Genomic DNA, 19,278 nt, shown 5'->3' with positions numbered 1-19,278 from the left:
CAGCTCAATCCCAGCTCAGTCCGCCGCGTCGCCACACGTACGCGTAGGCGACGAACACCGTGAGCATGAACAGCAGCATTTCGACGACGGCGAAGAGTCCGAGCGAGTCGAAGGCGACGGCCCACGGGTAGAGGAACACGATTTCGATGTCGAAGACGATGAACAGCATCGCGGTGAGGTAGTACTTCACCGGGAACCGTTGCCCGGTCAGCAGGTCACCTGGTGATCCGGGGGCCACGGGTTCGATGCCGCATTCGTAGGCTTCGAGTTTCGCCCGGTTGTAGCGTCGCGGACCGATCAGCACCGCTATTCCTACTGATCCGACCGCGAATGCGGCCGCGATTCCGCCGAGAACCAGGATGGGCAGATAGGCATTCATACAGCTGTGTCGCTCCCTCGTTGGGCTGTCGATGTGAGCTACGACACAGCTTAGTCTCGTTAACGGTCGGCTTGGCGCATTTTGGATAGGATCCGAGGAAGCAAGTGCCCATCGGGGTTCCGCGGCAAGTCCTACGCGAGAACCCAATGGCGCCAGCGTGTTTCGTGCTGATTACCTGGTAAGTGGGCGTAGGAGTGCCGCCACGGCCTCGCCAAGCTCAATCGGGTCGATCGGGTGCGTCACGGCCGCTTCGGCCTGTGACCACGACGCCAACCATCGGTCATCTGGACGTCCCGTCAGCACCAGGATGGGCGGGCAATGTGCGACCTCGTCCTTCAGCTGCTTTGCCAGCCCCAGCCCGCCGGTAGGACTGGCCTCACCGTCGAGAATGGCGAGATCGATACCGCCGCGGTCCAGATTCGCGATGACGACCGGTGCGGTGGCCACGTCCAGATACTCCAACTCCGGGAGATCGGGGTGTACCCGCGTGCCGAGCGCGCTCCGTACTTGGTCGCGAGTGCGAGCGTTGTCGCTGTAGACCAGGATCTTCAGGGGCGTGTCGGGCACAAGGGCGATGCTACGACGGTGACGGTGCCGATGACCCCGGGTTTGGCCGTCAGGTCAGCAGCGGTGCCAGGTCGGCCGGGTCGAAGTACTCGTCGATCCTGACGATGGACCCGGTCGCGTCGACCTTGACGACGATGCAAACCCGCAGCGCAATCGCTGCTCCGTTGGCCCCGTCGGCGTTTAGGACGTGCTGCTGTACGAAGCCGCCGTCGAAGACCCGCCGATCCAGAACGTCGTAGCGCCGCGTCGTCGTGGTTGCGATGAACCACCCGATGATCTTCAGCGCCCGATCGCGGTCGTCGTCCCTTCGGTCCCCGGTGTGCCAGACCGCGATGTCGGGCGCCCACATCCTCTCGACGGCCGGTTGGTCGCCGCGTTCGATCGCCGCGAAGAACCGAGTGGCCAGCGTCTGGATCAGGTCAGCGTTCACGACGGGCTCCTTCGGAGGGGTTGACCTCGATAATGGTTTAGGTTGCACACTCGACCCATGACCACATCAGCGAGGGACAGATTCGACGAGGCGTATCAATTCGGCACTCCGCCTTGGGTTATCGGTGAACCGCAGCCTGCGGTCGTCGCACTCGAGCGAGCCGGCCACATCTGGGGCGCGGTGCTCGACGTCGGATGTGGGCTCGGCGAACACACCGTGATGCTGACGGCGCTCGGCTACGACGTGCTCGGCGTCGACTTCGCTCCGCACGCGGTCGAACAAGCCAGGGTCAACGCGGCTGCCAGAGGGGTCGACGCCCGCTTCGAGGTTCGGGATGCACTCACCTTGGACGCCGTGCCCGGCTACGACACCGTGGTGGACAGCGCCCTGTTTCACGTCTTCGGTGCCTTTGGCGACGACGACACCGACCGTGCGCGCTACGTCGCGAGCCTGCATCGCGCTATCCGTCCGGGCGGCGTGCTGCATCTGCTGGCACTCTCGGATGCCGGCCGGGGGTTCGGCCCGTCGGTGAGTGAGCAAACCGTGCGGAGCGCCTTCGCCGACGGGTGGGACATCGAGACGCTCGACGTCACGACGTATCGCGGCATCGTCGGACCGGCGCACGCCGACGCCTTGGGTCTGGCGGTCGGCACGGTCGTCGAGGAACCCGCCTGGTTGGGCCGGGTGCGCCGATCGTGAGCGACTACTCGGAGTCATAGCCCGGGTGCGAGACGGCGATTCGGTGAGCGACCAGTCGACGCAACGCCGCGAGCACTTCGGCCTCGCGGTGGTCGAGCTCGCCGGCGCGGATCGCCGCGGCCAGCGCGCGCTCGTCCTCGAAGCCGAGTAAGTCAGGGGCGGGGGAGTCGTCGAGTAACTCGCGTTCGACCGTGCGCAGCACGTTGGCGGCGACGCGGGCGTGAAAGTTGACCGCCCCCGTCGTCGCCTGCTTGACGTCGGTCTCCAGGAATTCGGCGACGGCGGCTATCAGTTCGGCGGCGGTGGGTGTGCCGTGCAGGTCGGTCACGAGGCGGCTTCCATCAGCGTCAGCAGATCGAATTCCGTTTCGCAGACTCGGCGGCCGATGGCGGCCAGTTCCACCGATCGCGTCTGCCCCGAGAGGTGTCTTTCGGCCTGGTAGCGGCAGATCACGCCCCAATGCAGCGTCGACAGCACCATCCACCAGTGCATCGCCGAGCGGTCGACGGCCGTGCCCGAGGCGTCCTCGTAGGCCCTGAGGAAGTCCTCGACGCCGCCGACGCCGCCGGCGCCACGCGTCGGCGGCGCACCGAAGCGCCACGCCCGGATGCAGAACCACGCCAGATCCTCGTACACCTCGCCGCTGTGGGTGAGTTCCCAGTCGAGTACCGCGGTGAGTCTGGCCGGGTGGTCGGCGACGTCGACGATCAGATTTCCCATCCGAAAGTCGCCGTGCACCAACACCTTCGGAGACGGGTCGGGCCGGTGAGCCGCCAGCCACCGGAAGGTCCACTCGAACGTCGCCGTCGTGTCGGCCATCTGGTCTAGTTGGCGGTGACACTCGTCGAGCTGGTCGAACGCTCCGAGTCCGATGCCCGTCGGGTCGGCCCGGTGAATCGCCGCCAGGGCAGTGGCGCACTGCCCAAGAAGATCGGCCCGAGACGCGTCGTCCAGTGCGCGATGGATGCGCCGCACGATCGTCTCACCGCCGACGAAGTCGCAGACCAGGAACGGGTTGCCAAGTGCCCCAGCCGAATCACGGGCGACGAGGACGTGGGGCACCGGGGCGCCAGTGGCGGCAGCGCGGGTCAGGGCGGCCGCCTCCAATTCCATCCCGGCATGGATTTCGTCGGGCGGACCAATGCGCAGGATCAGCTCCCTGGGCCCGGTGTCCGTCGCCGCCGTGAACGCCCAGGTGGCCCGGCTGGCGCCGCCGGTGAGCACACGTAGGCCGGAGACGGTGACCGCGCCCAACGAGGGCTGAAGTACCGCGGTCAACGCGGGCGCCAGCTCGTCGGGGTTCACGACCGGCCGAACTTGAACATCCGTTGCGCCACTCGCCGGATCTGAATCTCCTCCGCGCCTTCGGTGATCCGGTATCGGCGATGGTGCCGGTAGATGTGTTCGAACGGCTCGTGACGGCTGTACCCGAGGCCGCCGTGGACCTGCATCGCCCGGTCGGCGGCGTCGCACACCAGTCGGTTGGCGCGGTAGTTGGCCATCGACACCTTGTCCGACACCTCCATGTGGTGATTTCGGTCAAGGTGCCAGGCGGCGTAGTAGACGAGGAGCCGGACCATCTGCGCCTCGGTTTGCAGCTCGACGAGCGGCCATTGGACGGCCTGGTTCACCGACAGCGGTTTGCCGAACACGATGCGCTCGGAGGCGTATCGCGCAGCCCGGTCGATGCAGTACTGCGCCGCGCCGAGGCTGCTCGCCGCCTGTCGAATCCTGTTCTCGTGCAGAAAGGTCTGGCCCACTTCCAAGCCGTGGTCGACCTCGCCGAGTACGGCGGTGGACGGTACCCGGACGTCCTTCAGTTCGACCTCGCCGTGATCGGTCGGCATGTTGAACGTCCACCAGTAGAAGGGCACGCTGAAACCCGGTGAATCGCAGGGCACCAGAAACGCGGTGATGCCGGTCGCCGACCCGGCTTGGCCCGACGTCCTGGCGAAGACGAGGTCGTGGGTGGCGCGGTGCACGCCGGTGTTCCATCGCTTGGTGCCGTTGATGACCCAGCCGTCGGCGTCGGCGACGGCGGTCGTCTCCAGCCAAGTGGCGTCGGAGCCGTGGTCCGGTTCGGAGAGCCCAAACGCCATCGAGCGTTCACCGGTGAGGAGGGCCTCGCCCCACTCCTTCTTCTGCTCGTCGGTGCCGAAGCGGTCCATCATGATGACCTGCGGGAAGTTGCCGACGATCGACGACTCGTCCTGCAGGTCGTTGTGCAGGCCGAGACCCTTGTGCGCCAGATGTTCTCGGATGATCGCCATGTCGAGGTTGGTCCCGTCACGGCCACCGAACTTCGAGGGCAGCCCGTAACGAAGCCAACCCGCCGCGTCGGCCCGACGGCGCATCTCGTCGAGGAGGTCCTCCCAGGCGCGTTGCGGGACGCCGCCGTTCTCCCAATCGGTGCGGGCATACTCGCGTCGATGGTCGAAGTACTGCATGTGTTCGTCTTGCAGCGGCGTGATCTCGGCGTCGATGAAGGCGTCCATCTCGGCGAGCAAGCCGGGAAGATGTTCGGGCAGAGCGAAATCCACGGTGATTCCCTTCTGGGGGTGACATTCTCAGCCGTACAGGGTCTTCTTCCAGATCGTCGACAGGGTGCGCACCGCGTCTTCGTCGGTGCGGGCCACCCCCAACGCTGCGGTTTCCTCGCGAAGGTAAACGGAGGTGAATCGCTCGAACAGAAGTGAGATGGCCAGCGCGGTGTGTTCGGGATCGAGATCCGCTCCGTACCCCTGGTCTTGAGCGTGAAGCACCGACGACCGCACGATGTCGATGCCGAAGCGGCGGAACTCGTTCTGCACGGCGGCGAACCGCGGTTGGCTCGTCGCGAGCTGGTCGACGGCCACCATGATGCCGATGTTCTGCTTGAACATGTTCCAGTATCCGGTGACGGTGGAGACGAAGAAGTCGGTGTCCTGGGGCGAGTCGGGCAGGTGCACGTGGGAGCCCAGCGGGGCGACCACGTCGCGCAGGAACGACTCGGCGAGGACGGCGAGCAGATCCTCCTTGTCGGAGTAATACCGATAGAACGCGGCAGGTGACTTGCCAGCCGCCGACGTGATGTCGGTCAGCGTCGTCCCGTGAAAGCCGCGTTCGGCGAACAGCTTCCGCGCCGCGACCATGATGGCCTCGCGGGTCTGGAGACCCTTGGCGGTGAGCGACTCGGGGGATGTCACGGGCGCGCTCAGCCCAGGACGCGATCGCCCGCACGCAACAGCGCGCTCGGCAGGTCGTGGCCGACGACGTCGCGTGCGACGCCCGCGGCCCTGATCGCGGCCCGGAGGTCGACGTCGGTGCCTATACCGCTGTCACGCAACAGATAGACGAGGTCCTCGGTCGCGATGTTCCCCGTCGCGCCGGGCGCGAACGGGCAGCCGCCGAGCCCGCCTGCCGACGAGTCGAGCCGGCGGATGCCAGCGGTGACGGCAGCGTAGGCACTGGCCAGCCCCGCGCCGCGGGTGTTGTGGAAGTGGGCGCCGAAGGGCAGGTCGTCGACGACGGGGCGGAGGACGTCGACGAGGGTGGTCACCCGCCGCGGCGTCGTGGTTCCGATGGTGTCGGCAATGGCGATCCGGTCGGCGCCGATTTCGACTGCGGCGGTGACGATGTCGACCACTCGGGCGGGATCGGTCGGCCCGTCGAACGGGCAGTCCCAGGCCGTTGCGACGATGACCTCGATCGTGGCGCCGCCCTCGTGCGCGATGCGGGCGATGTCGGCGATCAGGTCGGTGGACTCGGCCGTCGAACGTCCCACGTTGGCACGGCTGTGCGCGTCGGACGCCGACACGACGTACTCGATCGAGTCCATCCCGGCCGCGATGGCCCTGTTCGCACCACCCGGCCCGGCGACGAGGGCAGAGAACTCGACGCCGTGCGTGTCGCGGAAGCGCGGAAGCTCCGCCGCGAGGGCCTCGGCGTCGGCGAGGGCGGGCACCTTCGACGGTGACACGAAGGCGGTCGCCTCGACCTCCCGTACCCCGGTGGCGACGACGGCCTCCAGCAGGGCGAGCTTGGCGGCCAGGGAAATCGGCGCTTCGATCTGCAGGCCGTCGCGCAGGCAGACCTCGCGGATGGTGACGTGCTCGGGAAGGCTCACAGGATTCCCTCCGCGCGCAACGCGTCGAGTTCGGCGACCGAGCGGCCCAACAACTGCCCGTACACCTCGTCGTTGTGCTGCCCGGGCGTGAGCGAGCCCCCGCTGCGAATCGTTCCCGGGGTCTCCGACAGCACCGGCACCACGCCCGGTCCCTTGACGTTGCGCTCGATCCGCTCGTCCCAGTGATCGGCAATCATGCCCCTGGACAACAACTGTGGGTCGGTGACGACCTCGGCGACGGTGTTGATGGGTCCGCTGATCACACCGGCCTCACTCAGCGTGGCGATGATCTCGGCGGGCTGTCGCGCGGCGGCCCAGGCGGCGATGATGTCGTCGATCGCGTCCTGGTTGCGCCCGCGGCTGACGTGGTCGGCGAAGCGTTCGTCGGTCGCGAGTTCGGGTTGGTCCATGGCACCGCAGAGTCGCCGGAAGACGGTGTCCTGGTTGGCCGCGATGACCACCCAGCTGCCGTCGGCGGTCGGGTAGATGTTCGACGGTGCGATCCCTTCGAGGCGGGTGCCCGACGGGCCACGCACCACGCCGCCGACGTCGTAGTCGGGGATGGTGGATTCCTGTACCGCAAGACACGCTTCGGTCAGGGCGGCGTCGACGACTTGGCCCTCGCCGGTCACGGTTCGTCGGTACAACGCGGCCAGTGCGCCTTGGGCGGCGAACATCCCCGCGAGGGTGTCGCCGAGGGACAGTGCCAGCCGCGGGGGAGGGCCACCGGGGAAGCCGTTCATGTGTCGCAGCCCGCTGGCGGCCTCGGCCACCGAGGCGTAGCCGGCCTTGTGGGAATCGGGACCGGTCTGACCGTAACCGGAGACACGGACCAGGATGATGCCCCGATTGCGTTCGCGCAGAACGTCGTAGCCGAGGTTCCACTTCTCCAGCGTGCCGGGCCGGAAGTTCTCCACGATGACGTCGGACTTCTCGACGAGGTCGAGGAAGAGTTCCCGGCCCTTGGGCTCCCTCAGGTTGAGCGTGACGGCCTTCTTGTTGCGGGCGTGAATCGTCCAGAAGAAGTGGTGTCCGTCGACCTCGGCCTGGCCCCAGGTGCGCAAGGGGTCGGGAGATCCGGGCGGCTCGATCTTGACGACGTCGGCTCCCATGTCACCCAGCAGGCGCCCGGCGAACGGTCCGGAGATCAACGTGCCGACTTCGATCACCCTGATGCCGTCGAGTGGTCCGGTAACCGAGGTCATGCCAAAAACCCATGTTGCCGAAGCCAATCCGTCACGACACCGACTGCCTCCCGCAGGGTGCCCCGCTGATCGGGTCCCGCGTAGTAGTGGTTCGCGCCTGCTATCTCGTGCATCTCCTTGTCGGGATGGCCGATTGCCTCGAAGAGTCTGCGGGTGTGACTCGGGGTGCACGCGTCGTCGGCGAGATTGCCGATCACCAGGGTGGGGACGGCGATGTCGGGCCCGCAGGTGAGGGCGTCACCGTTGGCGTCGTCGTAACTCCATTGGGAGAGCCAGCTGCGCAGTGTGCAGAAGCGGGCCAGCCCGACGGGCGAGTTGTTCACCACTGCAGGATCGCCTAGATAACAGGTGCCGGGGGCGCGATCGTTCGGATCCACCGTCGGGTCCAGCCAGCGCGGGTCGGCCATCGTGCCGTGCACGACGAAGGCGAACTCGTCCTCGGGGCGTCCCTCATCCGAGAGCGTGTCCAATTTCTCCTTGACCCACTTGGTGATTCGCCGGTTGCGGGCCACCTGCGCGGCCCGATAGCGCTCGAGGAACTCCGCGGTGTACGGCGGCTGGTTGGGATTTTCGGGGTCGTAGAGGTCCAGCTCGCGATCGCGCCGGCTCGGGTCCGACTCGTCGAGGATCGAGGCGTCCAGCCACTCGGTCAAGGTGCCGTGCCTGCTGACGTGGGCGGCCAGCAGCAGGACGCCGTCGGCAGGGATCAGTCCGAGCGTGGTCAGGTCGGGCCCGTCGCCGGACGGGCTTGCCGTGACGGTCGGGTGCTGTGCCTGCTGCTGGTAGAACACCGACAGCGAGCCGCCGCCGCTCCATCCGGCCAGCACCACCTTGGCGTAGCCGAGACGATTCTTGGCGTCCTTGATGCACTCCCCGAGATCCTCGACGACCTTCTCCATCAGGAGCGCCGAGTCGGTGCCGCGAAATCGGCTGTTGCAGTAGATGACGTGATGCCCGGCGCGGGCGAGGCCGTTGATCATGGGCAGGTACGCGCCGCCGCCGATCGGGTGCATGAACACCAGCACGGTGTCGCTGGGCCGGTCGGGCTTCAGGAGGTAGCTCTCGAGGACCACCAGTTCGGCGACGCCGCCGTAGACGTCGCGGGTGGTCGAGGTGTTCTGGAAGGCGACGAGATACGGGATGCGCTCGTAAGCGTGCTTCATCAGTGCTGCCCGAGGTCGCCGGCCAAGACCTCGGCCGACGGCACCAGTCTGCGCCTGGTGTCGATCGAGATGACCGACCAGTCCACTCTGGAGTACTCGTCGAACTTGCGGCGAGCCCGCTCCCTGGCCTTCTCCGGTGCGCCGTGGTGAACCCCTTGCGGTGCATGGGAAATGAGCCCGGGTGGCATCGGGATGCCGTAGAGCGACCCGCTGTGGAAGAACGCGATCTCGTCGAAGTCGACGTTGCGGTGGTACCACGGGGTGCGTTCGGTGCCCGGCACGCCTTCGGCCGGCTTGGGCAGGAAGTTCATCACGTATACCCCGGTGGCCTGCATGAACAGGTGCACCGTTGGCGGCAGGTGGACGCTGTCGGACGTGATGACGTTGTAGTCGGCAATGTTGAAGGTGAACGGAAAGTTGTCGCCGCGCCACCCTTCGACGTCGAGTGGATGATGTTGATAGAAGAGCGAAGTCGGGCCACCCTCGTGGATGAGTCGGACCTCGTACTCCCCGTCGCGCTGCGGACCCTCGCCGGTCGCAATCGGGGCGGGTTCTGGGATCTCGACCTGCGACGGGTCGAACGGGAAGTGCCTGCCCAGCTGCCCGGCGGGGGGCACCCGGAACTCGTCGGTGGCCTGGATCATCAGCAGGGTCGACTGTGAATCCGGCACCTGGCGCCAGGTGCAGGACTTCGGCAGGTAGACCCAGTCGCCGACCCGGTAGGGCAGGAGGCCGAACTCCGTTTCCAGAAGCCCGGATCCGTCATGGACGAAGAACAGCAGATCGCCGTCGACGTAGCGCACGAAACGGGGCATGGGCTCGGCCCGTCGCGACAGCAGCACCAGGCAGTCGGGGTTGGAGAACATCAGAAGAGGGCTGCCGGCGGCGTCGGCGGCGTCGGTTGGCTTCAGTTCGGAGGACAGCACGTCGACGGGGCGAAGGGGGCCGACCGAGCGGTACGCGGTGGGGTCGTCGCGCCGGTAGAGGTTGGCGGTGCGGCCGGTGAATCCGCCGCGGCCCAATTCGTCGTCCTTGAGTCCGTCGAGGTCGGCGTGCAGGCGTCGTGGGGTCTTGCCCTTGCGAAGGTGGACGAACGATTCCATGACTGTCTCCGATGACGTGGGACCAATGAACTGAAACTGACGTTACTTTTATTTCTCGCGGCTGACAAGAGTTGTCGGTGGGGTGGTCGGTCGAGGTCGACCCGCACGGTCAAAAGGTTGTCGCCAATGGCGCGCACGCCGAAGCTGTTGAACCGCGGCAGTTTTCGGAGTCGCGCCCGTGGCGTCGGGCACGTTGTCATTTCACACCATCGCCGTCCGCGGGATCTTCATGCCGAGCCTGAGCGCGCCCGACAGTTCACGGCTGGTGTCGTAGTCGAAGACGACGTGTCCGGAGATGACGTCGACGTCGCGCTTGAAACGCTGCAGGGGCGAGTTCAAGAAGTGGGCACTGGCACCCGAGGCCTCGGTCAAGGTGGCGATCACGGCGCGTGATTCGTGCACGATGTGGGCAGCGGCCAGCCTGGCCTCGCCACGAACTGGTCGCGGGACGAGTTGACCCGCCTGGACGAGGTCTTCGATCGTCGCCGCCGTGTCGGCGAGCAGCCCGCGCAGGGCGCGCAGGCGCACCAGCGCCTCGCCGAGGTGGGCCTGGGCAATGGGCTTGTCTCGTTGCATGACGCCCTCGTAGGCGAGTACGCGTCCGGCCAACCTGTCGGCGTAGATCTCGGCCACGCGTTCGGCGGCGCCGAGCGCAGGCATCGAGGCCAGCAGGGCCAAGGCGGGCACCATCGGCCATCGGTAGGTCGGTGCGTCGTGCAGACCGGCACCCGGTGCCATCCCGGAGTAGACGTCGACCACCTTCACCAATCGGTGTTCTGGCACGAAGGCGTCGGTGACCACGACGTCGTTGGATCCGGTCGCCCGCATGCCGTCGGTGTGCCAGACGTCCTCGACCGTGAAGTCCGTGGCCGGCAGGAGAGCCAGGGCCGGGTACAGGTCGTCGTCCGGCCCGCACAGTGCGCCGACGATCAGCCAGTTGCCTGCCATTGCGCCGGTGGCCCACGACCATCGACCGCTCAGGCGGACACCTCCGGGGACCGGAAGGCCGCGACCCGTCGGTGCGAGCGGTGCCGGTGCAAGAAAGGGCCGCGTGGCGAAGGCCTCCTCCTGCGCTTGCTCTCCGAACAGGGCGAGCATCCAGTTGTGAAGTACGTAGAAGCCGATTGTCCACGCGCTGGAAGTACAGCCGTGCCCCATCCTGCGGACGGGATCGAGGACGGCGGGAAAGTCCGCCTGCTGGCCGCCGAAGCGTGCGGGAACGAGGAGTTCGGTCAACCCCGACGCGGTCAGATCCGCGACCGTCGCGTCGGGAAGACGCCGAAGGTCCTCCGCCTCGCGGGCTCGTTCGGCCAATCGGTCGACGAAATCGTCCGTAATCAACCCGACGTGACTCATGCCGCGGACGTTACCATACTAAAAAGTATGGAGTCAGCGTCTGAGCATCAGGTCGAGGAAGCGCTCGCCGCTCACTCCGTGCCGGACGTCCGGTGTCGGACCGGAGAGGTGAAGAAAGCCGATGCCGGCCGCGAACGTGGCATTGGCACGCAGTTCGGCCTCGTCGGAGTCGAACCCGTAGTCCTCGAAGGCCCGTCGAACGGCCTGCAACACGCGGCGGTCCGCGGTCCGGACGCTCTCGGCCACGGTGTCGTCGGTCCGTGCCCATTCCCGCATCGCCCGTTCCAACGTCCAGTGCCGTGGGCTTAGCAACGACGACATCATGTTCGACAGCCGTTCACGGGGGGTCGTATTGCCCGTGTCGTCGAAGGCGGAGCGATCCTGCTCCCGCAACGGACCCCACGAGCCGACGAGGGCGGCACGGAAACTCGGCATCCCGTCGAAGTGCCAGTAGAAGCTGCCCTTCGTGACGCCGAGCCGTTCGCACAGCCGGTCGACCTTCAAGGCCTTGATGCCCTCCTCTGCGAGAAGGGCATAGCCAGCTTCGATCCAGTCGTCCAACGCGAGCCGGTTGCCGGCAGCGCCGCGGGAACTCGCCACAACCAGCAGTTTAGGGCTCTGAAATGCCCATCGGTTGACGGACGCGTCATTCAACGGACGTCTGTCGGAGTGGCTGGTGGTCACCGCATCATGTTTTACTTCGTACCGACAAGTTAATACTCAGGTCCGCCTGCTACGGCTGCGCGGGCGCGGCAGGCGGTGATCCCGTCGCCGCTAGGGCGATCTCGCATCGCACACGTCGTCGGTTTTCCCGTAACAGGAACTGGATGGATTCGTAGATGTTGTTTGACGGTGTTCTCGGGCGCTGGACGCGCCGACTACTGATGGCGACCATGGCGGTGCTCCTGCTGCCAGGCATGATCGGCGCGGTAGGTGGCAGCGCGACCGCGGGGGCGTTCTCACGCCCCGGCCTCCCGGTCGAGTACCTGATGGTTCCCTCGCCTTCGATGGGGCGCGACATCAAGGTTCAGTTCCAGAGCGGTGGCCCCAACTCACCCGCGGTCTACCTCCTCGACGGCCTGCGTGCGCAGGACGACTTCAACGGCTGGGACATCAACACCCAGGCGTTCGAGTGGTACCTCGACTCCGGCCTGTCGCTCGTCATGCCCGTCGGCGGGCAGTCGAGCTTCTACTCCAACTGGTACAAGCCCGCATGTGGCAAGACCGGTTGCTTGACCTACAACTGGGAGACGTTCCTGACCCAGGAGCTGCCCTCCTACCTGGCGGCCAACAACAGCGTGAAGTCGACCGGCAACGCCGCCGTCGGCCTGTCGATGGCCGGTGGCGCAGCGCTCGTCCTGTCGGCGCACCACCCCGGACAGTTCTCCTACGCCGGCTCGATGTCGGGCTTCCTGAACCCGTCCGAGGGGCAGTGGCCCGGCCTGATCAACCTCTCCATGGGTGACGCAGGTGGCTACAAGGCCAACGACATGTGGGGCCCCGCCGAGACCGATCCGGCCTGGCAGTACAACGACGCGATGGTGCAGATCCCGACCATCGTCGCCAACGGAACGCGCATCTGGGTCTACTGCGGCAACGGCACCCCCAGCGAGCTCGGCGGCAACAACCTGCCCGCCAAGTTCCTCGAGGGCCTGACCATCCGCACCAACCGCACGTTCCAGGACAACTACATCGCAGCGGGCGGCAAGAACGGCGTCTTCAACTTCCCGGACAACGGCACGCACGACTGGCCGTACTGGGGCGCGCAGCTGCAGCAGATGAAGCCCGACCTGATCAGCCACCTGCTCTGAGGCTGATCCGAGTGTGACAGGTGGCGGGCGGGTTCAGAACCCGCCCGCCACCTTCACGACTGCGCGACCCGAGAACGCACCGGCGCGCACCTGATCGATCACGTCGACGACGTCCTTCACGTCGACGTCATGGGTGATCTGCGACAGGCGTTGCGGCTTCAACGAACCGCCGAGCAGGGCCCACAATTCGCGACGCGGCCCGATTCGCATCATCACCGAGTCCATGCCCAGTAGGGCGACACCCCGCAGGATGAACGGCATCACCGTCGTATTCAACGCCGGCCCGCCGGTGAGGCCACTGGCCGCCACCGCGCCGCCGTAGGACATGGTGCTCAGCACGTCGGCCAGGGTGGCCCCGCCAACGCAGTCCACCGCACCCGCCCAGCGCGTCTTGCCGAGAGCCCGCGGCTTGGCGTCGGGATCGGCAGGCAGTCGCGGAATCACCTCGGCCGCGCCGAGTCCCTTCAGCCGCTCCTCGGCATCCTTCTTGCCGGTCGACGCGACCGTCTCGTACCCCGCCGCCGACAACAGGTCGACGCTCACCGATCCAACGCCGCCCGTGGCCCCCGTGACCACGATCGGGCCGTCGTCGGGTCGGATGCCCCTGGCTATCAGCGCCTGCACGCTCATGGCGGCGGTGAAACCCGCCGTGCCGATTGCGGCCCCTTCGTACGGGCTCAGTGACCCAAGGCTGACGACCTCGTCGGCGGGAACCCGCGCGTACTCGGCGTAGCCGCCGTGGCGACCGGTGCCGATCTCGTAGCCGTGGGCCAGGACGGCGTCGCCGACTGCGAACTCGTCGGACGACGACGCCACCACTTCGCCGGTCAGGTCGATACCCGGCACCAGCGGGTAGTCCCGCGCGACGCCACCCTTGGGGGTGAGCGCCAACGCGTCCTTGAAGTTGACGCTCGAATACGCGACGCGAATCGTCACCTCGCCCGGTGGCAGATCCGCTTCCGTCAGCGTCTCGACCGCAGCGTCGATGCGATCCTCGTGTTGCCGCGCGACAAGGGCCTGAAAGTCATCCATTCGGACGACGTTATCGTGCCTGCCGGCGGGCAGGAGCGCTACTTCAGCTCTGCCGAGGACAACCCGAGCAACCGGCGTGCGACGACCAGCTGCTGAATCTGCTGGGTGCCCTCGAAAATGTCGAGGATCTTCGAATCGCGCGCCCACTTCTCGAGCAGGGTGTTCTCCGAATAACCGGTGGTTCCGGCCAATTCGACGGCCTTGAGGGTGACGTCGCTGCCCACGCGGGCGGCCTTCGCCTTGCCCATCGAGGCTTCCTTGGAGTTGGGGATCTTGTTGTCGGCCTGCCAGGCGGAGCGCACGGTCAACAGGTAGCCGGCTTCCCAGTCGGCTTCCAGCCGCAGGAACTCCGCGGCCGGCGCACTCTGGGCGTGCGCGGGCTTGTCGTAGGAGATCTCGACGCCCGCGTCGGTGAGGATGGCGCGCAGTTCTTCGAGCGCCGCGCGGGCGACGCCGACGGCCATCGCGGCCACGATGGGCCGGGTGTTGTCGAAGGTCTCCATGACGCCGGCAAAGCCCTTGTCGACGTTGATCTCCGGACTGCCCAGCAGGTTGTCCTTCGGAATCCGCGCGTTGTCGAAGCGGATGGCGGCCGTGTCGGACGCCTTGATGCCGAGCTTGTGCTCGAGCCGCTCGACGGTGACGCCGGGATGGTCGCGCGGCACGATGAACGACTTGATCGCGGCGCGGCCCTTCGACTTGTCCAGCGTCGCCCAGACCACGATGTGGCTGGCCCGGGCTCCGGCGGTGACGTAGATCTTCTCGCCGTTGATGACGTACTCGTCGCCGTCGAGCTTGGCCGTCGTCGACACCGCGGCCGAATCGGAGCCGAAGCTCGGCTCCGTGATGGCCATCGCCGCCCAGACCTTGCCGAGGCGGGTCAGCTGTTCGTCGGTCGCGACGCCGGAGAGCGCGGCGTTGCCGAGCCCCTGGAACGGCACCGAAAGCAGCAGGGCGACGTCACCCCAGCTGATTTCGAGCGCGTTGACCAACGCGGACATGTTGGCGCCGTTGACGTTGACCTTCGAGTCGGCACCGTCGCGGAACGCTTCGGCACCGGCGAAGGAGATGGTGTTGGCCGCCGTCATGCCTTCGAACAGTTCGGCCAACGTGTCGAGCTCGACGGGGTAGGCGTGCTCGGCGAGGTCGTACTTGCGCGAGATCGGCCGCAGCATATTGGCGGCGGCTCCGTGGCTCGTGTCGATGACGGCCTGGAGCTTCTTGGGCATTTCGAGATTGATTGCCATGACAGGACTTTCGGATAGTTTCGAGAAACCAGGGACTAAAGGACGACGACACCCTCGGCCACGCCGAGTGCCCGCAAATCGCGGTACCAGCGTTCGACCGGGTGTTCCTTGGTGAAGCCGTGTCCGCCGAGCAGCTGCACGCCGTCGAGACCGATCTGCATGGCCTTGTCGGTGCCGAACTTCTTGGCCAGCGCGGCTTCCCTCGCGAAGGACAGGCCCTGCTCGGCACGCGCGGCACCGCGCCAAGTGATCAGGCGCAGCCCGTCCAGTTCGATGGCAATGTTGGCGCACATGAACGCGACCGACTGCCTGCGTGCGATGGGCTCGCCGAACGCCTCCCGCTCCTTCACGTAGGGGATGACGTAGTCGAGCACGGCGTGCGACGTGCCGACCGCCAGTGCGGCCCAACCCAATCGGGCCAAGGCGATGGCCTCCGAGTAGTTGTGGGCATGGCCGGCCTCGGTCGTCTCGTCCTCGCCGAGCCGGTTGTGCAGCGGCACTGCGACGTTGTCGAGCCGGACCTGGCCCAGGGCCGCGGCGCGGATTCCCATGCTCGGGTCGGCCTTGACGGTGAGGCCCTCCGAGCCGGCCTCGACGATGAACAGCGTCGCCTTGCCGTTCAACTGGGCGGCGATGACGAACAACTCCGCGTCGGCGGCGGCGGGCACCAGCGACTTGACGCCGGTCAACCGGTAGCCGCCCGGCGTGCGGGTGGCGACGGTCTTCAGCGACGTCGGATCGAACAACGCGTGGGGCTCGGCGATCGCGACGCATGCCTGCGGCACGCTCTCGCCGGCGAATTCGGGAAGGTACGTGGCCTGCTGGCTGGCGCTGCCCCAATGGGTCAGGGCCGATGCGACGCCGCCCGGCGCGAGGATCGGAAGGGCGAGGCCCATGTCGCCGTAGGCCAGGGCTTCGGCCACCAGCGCGTTGGTGACCGTCGTGCGCTGCGCGGCGATGCCGTCGAAGTCCTCCGGGATGTTGACGGCGGTGATGCCCAGTTCGGCGGCCTTGGCGATCAGCTCCGGGGGATAGGTGGCCGCAGCGTCGGCGTCGTGCGCCGCCGGCCGCAGGATCTCCTCGGCGAATTCGCTGATCGTCTCGACGATCATCTTCTGCTCGTCGTCCGGCGTCAGATCGAAATAGTCAGCGCCACTTGGCTTTAGCCGCGTGGCGGGTTTGCCGATCCTCGAGACTCGGTTGAACTGACGCGTCGAGGTGCCGATCGCGGAGAACACGGTCTGGACGCCGTTGCGAAGACCGCGGTTGAGCGGCTCGCGCAGACCGCGGCGGTCCAGGAACTCCTGGCCGAGGAGGGGAGTGATGAGGGCGAGCCCGATGTCGGTCGCCGTCCGCTTGTGCCGCTGCAGGCCAACTGCGCTTTCGCGGCCGGTGCGCTTCGGGCGCTCGTTGGTGCCGCTCGGGGACGGCAGGGTGTTGGTCATATCGACAGCCTCGAATCGTTGGGGCAGTACGCCATGACCGTATCTTACTATTGAGTAAGATAAAGCGAGGGTGTTATCAACGTCACCAGATGGTCAGCACCTAACGGGGGCCGCCCGTCGGGGGATCGAAGGGCACCGACACGGGGTGAAACGGCACGCTGATCCGGGGGTCCGCGACGGCGGTCGGAGCGACGAGTGCGGCGCCCAATCCGGTGAGGGCGGCGGCAGCGAGGAGGGTGGACTTCTTCATTTCGACGACGCTAGGGAAGCTGGCGTCGGACTGAATCAGGGATTCCCCTACATCTGTGGCCGGATGTGGCGCGTGGGTGGGCCGCCCGCACCGTTTACCGGAGTACGAGCCTGCCGAGCACTTCGTCGTGCAGGAGTCCGTTCGTGGCGATCGCGCTTCCGCCGTGCGGGCCCGGGGCGCCGTCGATGCTGGTGAACCGGCCGCCGGCCTCGCGGACGACGATGTCGAGCGGCGCCAAGTCCCAGAGCTTGACTTCGGGCTCGGTGACGACGTCGACCGCCCCCTCCGCCAACAAGCAGTACGACCAGAAGTCGCCGTACCCGCGGACGCGCCACACGGCGTCGGTGAGCTCGACGAACTGCGGCCGACGGTCCTCCCAACCGGTGGTCAGGTCGGAGTACGAGAGGCTGGCCGAATCGAGCTCGGACACGCCCGACACGGTTATGCGACGAGTCACGCCGTTGAACGACGTGAACGCGCCCTCGCCCGCACTTGCCCACCACCGTCGACCAAGCGCGGGCGCGCTGACGACGCCGACCGTGGGAACGCCGTCCTGCAGCAGGGCGATGAGCGTCGACCACACCGGCACGCCGCGAACGAAGTTCTTGGTGCCGTCGATCGGATCGAGGACCCACTGTCGACCCTCGAAAACCGCAGTGCCGCCAAACTCTTCGCCGACCACGGCGTCGTCGGGGCGATTCGCGACGAGGAGGCCGCGAAGCAGCTCCTCGGCGGACTTGTCGGCATCGGTGACCGGGGTCAGGTCGGGTTTCGTCTCGACGTGAAGATCCAGTGCGCCGAACCTGTCGAGGGTCAGGGCGTCGGCCTCGTCGGCCATCTGAAGTGCGAGGCCGAGGTCATCTGAGACTGTTCTCATGGGTGCAGTCCTACCATGGGGGTCGTGTTTGAAATCTTCGTGCTCTTGCTCGTCATCGGTGGGATCGCGCTGTTCATAGGACCGCGCATCATGGGCAGGCGCGGACAGAGGGGTCCCGGTGTGCCTGGCGCACCTGGCGGACCTGGGGGCATGGCCGACTTCGGCGGACGTCGGGGGCCAGGTGGCGGCGGACAAAACACGTCGGGAACCCTCCTCGTCACTGGGGTGAGTGCGGGTGCGGAGTCCGGCGGCTCGCAATTCGTGACGATCACCGGTGTGATCAACGGCCCGACGGTGCGCGAGCACGAGGTCTACGCGCGCATGCAGATGGCTGTCGGCACGGCGCCGAGCATGGGCCAGCTGATGCCCGTCGTCTACTCGACGAAGAATCCCGACAAGTGGGGCATCGTCGCGACCCCGCCGCCCGCGCCGCCCTACGAGCCGCCCCACGAGCCGTGGCCGCCTCCCGCTCCCAATGGGCCGACCGAGCTCCGCTAGGCGGCATGCCCGGAGACCGCCAGTGCCGTGCGGACCTCCAAGGCGCTGTACAGAGTCAGTGTCATCTGCCGCCCGGGCATTCGCGGCGCCACCGATCTGTGTCTTGCGCCGGTGGGCGTGGTGAATTCGGCGGTGTGGCAACCGGTTTCGTTGGCGGTGGTGATCACCGACCAACCCGGCGCTTCCTTGGTGTAATTGCAGTGCGCACACTCGCCGAGTCCGTTGAGCGCGCTGGTCGGTCCGTCACGGCTATGAGGGCGGGCGTGGTCGTGATGTCGGATCGGGGCGTCGCAGTACGGGGTGCGGCAGGTGTCGTCGCGCAGGTCGAGGAACTTCGCCAACCCCTTGGGGAAGATTCTGGCCTTGGACTCCATCGCCACCAGCGCACCGCTGCGGGGATGCCGATACAGCCGCCGCACTGTCGCCCGTGACCGGGCGTCATTTGCGGCGCGGTTGACCAACCGCCGGGCGACCCCGGCGGGAATGGGTCCGTAGCCGGGCACCCGGGCCGCGGCCTGGTCGCCGCCGAGCAGGGTGTCGTCGGTGATGACCAGGTCCACGGCGATCGGGACTGGGATGTCGGCGGGGCGGCCGGTGATGCGTTCGACGAGGGTGTCGGCCATGACGTGGTTGCGGGGGCGGCCGTCGCCGCAGGTGTCGGCTTCTCGTCGCAGGGCGGCGTAGACCCGGCCGGTGATGCGTTCGACGAGGGTGTCGGCCATGACGTGGTTGCGGGGGCGGCCGTCGCCGCAGGTGTCGGCTTCTCGTCGCAGGGCGGCGTAGACCGATACGCCTTGGGGCATGGGCAGCAGGGCGGTCACGTAGGTCATGTTGTCGGGGGCGGGTCGGACCCACACCGAGCGTTCGGTTTCGGCGCGGGCGGCGCGGTCGACGACGGCGTGGGGGTCGAGTTCGTAGGCGATGGCCTTGGCGTCGGCCTCGATGCGTTTGTCGCCCTTGCCCTCCAAACTGTTCTGATCGGCGCACATCCGGGCGTCCAACACCCGGCGGTCGGCGACGTCCAGACACGCCGATTCGCGCACGATCAGGGTGGCCCGCCATTCCGACAGCAGTCGCGCACGATCAGGGTGGCCCGCCATTCCGACAGCAG

22 protein-coding genes and 1 pseudogene are annotated in these 19,278 nt (G+C 67.1%); 3 read left to right on the top strand and 20 right to left on the bottom strand.

Annotation, left to right across the window (positions count from 1 at the left end; translation table 11 throughout):
- Window positions 1–4 precede the first annotated feature (4 nt).
- The 3 genes from ASD37_RS20355 to ASD37_RS20345 form a co-directional block, all read right to left on the bottom strand.
- Window positions 5–379 (bottom strand): NADH-quinone oxidoreductase subunit A, encoded by a 375-nt coding sequence (locus ASD37_RS20355; RefSeq protein ID WP_056555643.1) that lies wholly within the window; start codon window positions 377–379, stop codon window positions 5–7.
- Between the two features lie 171 nt (window positions 380–550).
- On the bottom strand, window positions 551–946 hold the full coding sequence (locus ASD37_RS20350) for a response regulator transcription factor (protein WP_200959948.1): 396 nt from the start codon (window positions 944–946) through the stop codon (window positions 551–553).
- Between the two features lie 49 nt (window positions 947–995).
- Window positions 996–1,376 (bottom strand): nuclear transport factor 2 family protein, encoded by a 381-nt coding sequence (locus ASD37_RS20345; RefSeq protein WP_056555636.1) that lies wholly within the window; start codon window positions 1,374–1,376, stop codon window positions 996–998.
- A gap of 57 nt (window positions 1,377–1,433) precedes the next feature.
- On the opposite strand from ASD37_RS20345, the gene ASD37_RS20340 reads away from it, so the two are divergent.
- Window positions 1,434–2,075 (top strand): class I SAM-dependent methyltransferase, encoded by a 642-nt coding sequence (locus ASD37_RS20340; protein WP_056555634.1) that lies wholly within the window; start codon window positions 1,434–1,436, stop codon window positions 2,073–2,075.
- Between the two features lie 4 nt (window positions 2,076–2,079).
- On the opposite strand, the gene ASD37_RS20335 is transcribed toward ASD37_RS20340, so the two are convergent.
- The 11 genes and pseudogenes from ASD37_RS20335 to ASD37_RS20290 all read right to left on the bottom strand — a co-directional run bounded on the left by ASD37_RS20335 (window position 2,080) and on the right by ASD37_RS20290 (window position 11,607).
- On the bottom strand, window positions 2,080–2,403 hold the full coding sequence (locus tag ASD37_RS20335) for a DUF6285 domain-containing protein (protein WP_056555631.1): 324 nt from the start codon (window positions 2,401–2,403) through the stop codon (window positions 2,080–2,082).
- A complete protein-coding gene (locus ASD37_RS20330) occupies window positions 2,400–3,365 on the bottom strand; it encodes a phosphotransferase family protein (RefSeq protein WP_056557395.1) in 966 nt (321 codons plus the stop codon). The genes ASD37_RS20335 and ASD37_RS20330 overlap by 4 nt, the downstream gene beginning before the upstream one ends.
- Window positions 3,366–3,376: 11 nt before the next feature.
- Entirely contained in the window at window positions 3,377–4,615 is a 1,239-nt protein-coding gene (locus ASD37_RS20325; protein ID WP_056555628.1) for an acyl-CoA dehydrogenase family protein, read from the bottom strand.
- Window positions 4,616–4,642: 27 nt separating this feature from the next.
- Window positions 4,643–5,206, bottom strand: coding sequence for a TetR/AcrR family transcriptional regulator (locus ASD37_RS20320; RefSeq protein WP_200959969.1), 564 nt, complete (start codon window positions 5,204–5,206; stop codon window positions 4,643–4,645).
- A gap of 62 nt (window positions 5,207–5,268) precedes the next feature.
- Window positions 5,269–6,180 (bottom strand): hydroxymethylglutaryl-CoA lyase, encoded by a 912-nt coding sequence (locus ASD37_RS20315; RefSeq protein WP_056555623.1) that lies wholly within the window; start codon window positions 6,178–6,180, stop codon window positions 5,269–5,271.
- A complete protein-coding gene (locus ASD37_RS20310) occupies window positions 6,177–7,385 on the bottom strand; it encodes a CaiB/BaiF CoA-transferase family protein (RefSeq protein ID WP_056555620.1) in 1,209 nt (402 codons plus the stop codon). Before ASD37_RS20310 ends, ASD37_RS20315 begins: the two co-directional genes overlap by 4 nt.
- A complete protein-coding gene (locus ASD37_RS20305) occupies window positions 7,382–8,548 on the bottom strand; it encodes an alpha/beta fold hydrolase (protein WP_056555617.1) in 1,167 nt (388 codons plus the stop codon). The genes ASD37_RS20310 and ASD37_RS20305 overlap by 4 nt, the downstream gene beginning before the upstream one ends.
- Window positions 8,548–9,651, bottom strand: coding sequence for a homogentisate 1,2-dioxygenase (locus ASD37_RS20300; protein WP_056555614.1), 1,104 nt, complete (start codon window positions 9,649–9,651; stop codon window positions 8,548–8,550). Before ASD37_RS20300 ends, ASD37_RS20305 begins: the two co-directional genes overlap by 1 nt.
- A gap of 89 nt (window positions 9,652–9,740) precedes the next feature.
- A pseudogene (locus ASD37_RS32350) lies at window positions 9,741–9,833 on the bottom strand (nitroreductase family deazaflavin-dependent oxidoreductase); the annotation flags it as partial.
- 19 nt (window positions 9,834–9,852) lie between these two features.
- Window positions 9,853–11,007: an acyl-CoA dehydrogenase family protein gene (locus ASD37_RS20295; RefSeq protein WP_056555612.1), complete on the bottom strand. Its 1,155-nt coding sequence runs from the start codon at window positions 11,005–11,007 to the stop codon at window positions 9,853–9,855.
- A gap of 33 nt (window positions 11,008–11,040) precedes the next feature.
- Window positions 11,041–11,607 carry a TetR/AcrR family transcriptional regulator gene (locus ASD37_RS20290; RefSeq protein ID WP_056555609.1) on the bottom strand — a complete coding sequence of 189 codons (567 nt, stop codon included), beginning with the start codon at window positions 11,605–11,607 and terminating at the stop codon, window positions 11,041–11,043.
- A gap of 239 nt (window positions 11,608–11,846) precedes the next feature.
- On the opposite strand from ASD37_RS20290, the gene ASD37_RS20285 reads away from it, so the two are divergent.
- Complete coding sequence (locus ASD37_RS20285; protein WP_056555606.1) at window positions 11,847–12,818, top strand: esterase family protein; 972 nt, start codon at window positions 11,847–11,849, stop codon at window positions 12,816–12,818.
- A gap of 33 nt (window positions 12,819–12,851) precedes the next feature.
- On the opposite strand, the gene ASD37_RS20280 is transcribed toward ASD37_RS20285, so the two are convergent.
- The 5 genes from ASD37_RS20280 to hisN form a co-directional block, all read right to left on the bottom strand.
- Window positions 12,852–13,850, bottom strand: a complete 999-nt coding sequence (locus ASD37_RS20280) for an acryloyl-CoA reductase (protein WP_056555603.1) — start codon at window positions 13,848–13,850, stop codon at window positions 12,852–12,854.
- 38 nt (window positions 13,851–13,888) lie between these two features.
- Window positions 13,889–15,097, bottom strand: coding sequence for an acyl-CoA dehydrogenase family protein (locus tag ASD37_RS20275; RefSeq protein WP_056555600.1), 1,209 nt, complete (start codon window positions 15,095–15,097; stop codon window positions 13,889–13,891).
- A 35-nt stretch (window positions 15,098–15,132) separates the two neighbouring features.
- The gene (locus ASD37_RS20270) at window positions 15,133–16,542 is read right to left on the bottom strand and encodes an acyl-CoA dehydrogenase family protein (RefSeq protein WP_056555597.1); all 1,410 of its coding nucleotides are present in this window, start codon (window positions 16,540–16,542) and stop codon (window positions 15,133–15,135) included.
- Between the two features lie 100 nt (window positions 16,543–16,642).
- A complete protein-coding gene (locus ASD37_RS31580; protein ID WP_156720995.1) occupies window positions 16,643–16,792 on the bottom strand; it encodes a hypothetical protein in 150 nt (49 codons plus the stop codon).
- A 94-nt stretch (window positions 16,793–16,886) separates the two neighbouring features.
- Window positions 16,887–17,669 carry a histidinol-phosphatase gene (gene hisN, locus ASD37_RS20265; RefSeq protein WP_056555594.1) on the bottom strand — a complete coding sequence of 261 codons (783 nt, stop codon included), beginning with the start codon at window positions 17,667–17,669 and terminating at the stop codon, window positions 16,887–16,889.
- Between the two features lie 24 nt (window positions 17,670–17,693).
- Here hisN and ASD37_RS20260 point away from each other — a divergent pair, with 24 nt between their 5' ends.
- Window positions 17,694–18,167, top strand: coding sequence for a hypothetical protein (locus tag ASD37_RS20260; protein ID WP_082570359.1), 474 nt, complete (start codon window positions 17,694–17,696; stop codon window positions 18,165–18,167).
- On the opposite strand, the gene ASD37_RS20255 is transcribed toward ASD37_RS20260, so the two are convergent.
- Window positions 18,164–19,278: DUF222 domain-containing protein (locus ASD37_RS20255; protein ID WP_156720994.1), on the bottom strand; the 1,115-nt coding region annotated here is incomplete at its 5' end. The genes ASD37_RS20260 and ASD37_RS20255 overlap by 4 nt on opposite strands.

This window comes from Mycobacterium sp. Root135, assembly GCF_001426545.1.
GTDB lineage: Bacteria > Actinomycetota > Actinomycetes > Mycobacteriales > Mycobacteriaceae > Mycobacterium.
This window is presented reverse-complemented; position numbering and strand designations above follow the sequence as displayed.